Here is a 2,107-nt window from a genome sequence, read left to right on the forward strand (position 1 = left end):
AGCGGCAACGCACCCCGCCCGAGCCGCTCGGCCAGCGTCTCCCCGGGGACCAGCTCAAGCACGAGGCAGCGAACGCCGTCAGACTCCTCCAGGCCGTAAATGGCGGCGATGTTGGGGTGGTTTAACGAAGCGAGCAGTTGGGCTTCACGCTCAAACCGGGCCAGTCGCTCCACATCCTTGGCAAAGACATCAGGCAGGATCTTCAACGCGACGCTGCGCCCGAGCCGGGTATCCTGCGCACGGTAGACTTCCCCCATCCCACCGACACCGATTTTCTCGATGATGCGGTAATGGCCAACCGTCTGGCCAATCATGCGAAGGACCCTCCCCAAGCCCCGGCATCTTAGGCTGCGCCGCTAGGGCAAGTCAACGCGATCTGCCCCCAGGGACATCGTTTCGCAACGTGGATACCTTCGGTTTTTTCGATCGTTGTCGAAGTTTCTTTGACAACTCCACGCGACCCTTTGGTGTCGGTTTGACGTCCATTTCTGTAAAGCACGAGGTGGAATCAGCAGAATAGGACAGACCTAATAGAAAGTTCGAAATCGCAAGTATCCATGCGGTTCTCAGCGCATCTCCTTGAATCGTACAAGGTTCGTGTTGATCGCTCGCAGCGATTCCTGGCCTCCCAGCCAATCCCGATCCCATCGGAATGGCCGTGTCGTGTCCCGACTTGTGGGGTCGAGCGGGAGCCCATCTCCTGCCGCCGGAGGATGAATCCGAAACCAGCCTGCCGAAGCGCCTCCCGCACCGAACGGGTCGAAAGGCAGGAGTGGAGAGGAGGCTCGAGAGCGCCTGCAAAATAACCGCTTGACATTCTGGCCGGCTATGATAAAAAACGAACATTCGTTTTTTATGCCGAAGCTGGCCCCAGCCCGCATCCAGCAGAACCGGCGACAAATCGAGGCCGCTGCCCTCCGCGCCTTTACCCGCCAGGGATTTCACGGCACCAATATCCGGGAAATTGCCCGCCAGGCCGGCGTCTCCACCGGCAACATCTATAACTACTACCCCACCAAGGAAGCCCTCTTTGCCAGTCTCGTGCGCCATCACGAACTGCGCCTGGAGTCTCTGCGCCAGAAGATGTTCAGCAAGCTCCGCCGTCCCCTCTCCCCCGGCGACCTGGCCGCCATGGCGCGAGAGATCCGGTCCATCGTTTATGACAACGCCGAATACTGGCTGCTCATGTATATCGACGTCATCGAATTTGAAAACCGTCATTTTGCTCAGACCTTTCAGAACCTCGCCGCCCAGCTTCGCCAGCGGCTGGGGCCGCTGCTGGATCGTGAAGCGCGCGACCGCCGGTGGTGTGGCCTCGATCCCGCCCTGGTTTTCGCAACCATCTATCTTCACATCTTCACCTACTTCCTGGTGGAAAAGTTATTTCGCGGTCATCGTCATCTGGGAATGTCCGACGAAGAGGCCATCCGCCAACTCATTCGCCTTTATGTTCATGGACTCTGGCGCTCCCCTCGGCCTCTCTCGTCGGGTCTTGAAAAGAAATCTCGAGGCCTCGCCAATGCACGCCGGCGGGCAGGAGGAAAATCATGAGCGCTCGCAAGTTTATCGCCTGCATCGTTTTCATTCTGGCTGCCTGGGGGGTGGGTTGGGCACAGACCGCCACCACCGGACAGATCACCGGTGCGGTCAAGGACCCCAGCGGCGCGGTCATTGCCGGGGCCAAGGTCACTTTGACCAGCCCCGCCGGGGCCGAGCGCGAGGCTACCACCGATGCCGAAGGCCACTACCGTTTCCCCTTGTTGCCGCCGGGCACCTACCAGCTCACGGTGGAGGCACCAGGGTTCAAGGCCTTCGCTTTGCAAGGTGTGCTCGTGAAGATCACGGAAACAACGGAAGCCGACGCGAGCCTCACCCTGGCGGCGGCCAGGGAATCGGTGACCGTCACCGCCGAGCCGCCACTCGTCCAATCGTCTTCCCCCACCACCGGTCGCGTCATCGGCGAGACACAGCTCCGGCAGCTTCCCTTGCCCACCCGCAACTTCCAGCAACTCTTAACCCTCTCCCCGGGGACGGTGGCGGGCCTGTCGAACAACACTGAGCTCGGCCGCGGCGACGTGAACATCTCCGTCAACGGCCAGCGCAGCAC

Annotated in this window: 3 protein-coding genes; 2 read left to right on the forward strand and 1 reads right to left on the reverse strand. The window is 60.8% G+C overall.

Annotation, left to right across the window (positions count from 1 at the left end):
• The coding region (locus tag VIH17_10215; GenBank protein ID HEY4683607.1) for a protein kinase at positions 1 to 257 on the reverse strand (257 nt) is incomplete at its 3' end.
• A gap of 598 nt (positions 258 to 855) precedes the next feature.
• Here VIH17_10215 and VIH17_10220 point away from each other — a divergent pair.
• Positions 856 to 1,551, forward strand: a complete 696-nt coding sequence (locus VIH17_10220; protein ID HEY4683608.1) for a TetR/AcrR family transcriptional regulator — start codon at positions 856 to 858, stop codon at positions 1,549 to 1,551.
• On the forward strand, positions 1,548 to 2,107 hold a 560-nt coding region (locus VIH17_10225), incomplete at its 3' end, for a carboxypeptidase-like regulatory domain-containing protein (protein HEY4683609.1). The genes VIH17_10220 and VIH17_10225, both read left to right, overlap by 4 nt.

The sequence above is a fragment of the Candidatus Acidiferrales bacterium genome, assembly GCA_036514995.1.
Classification (GTDB): domain Bacteria; phylum Acidobacteriota; class Terriglobia; order Acidiferrales; family DATBWB01; genus DATBWB01.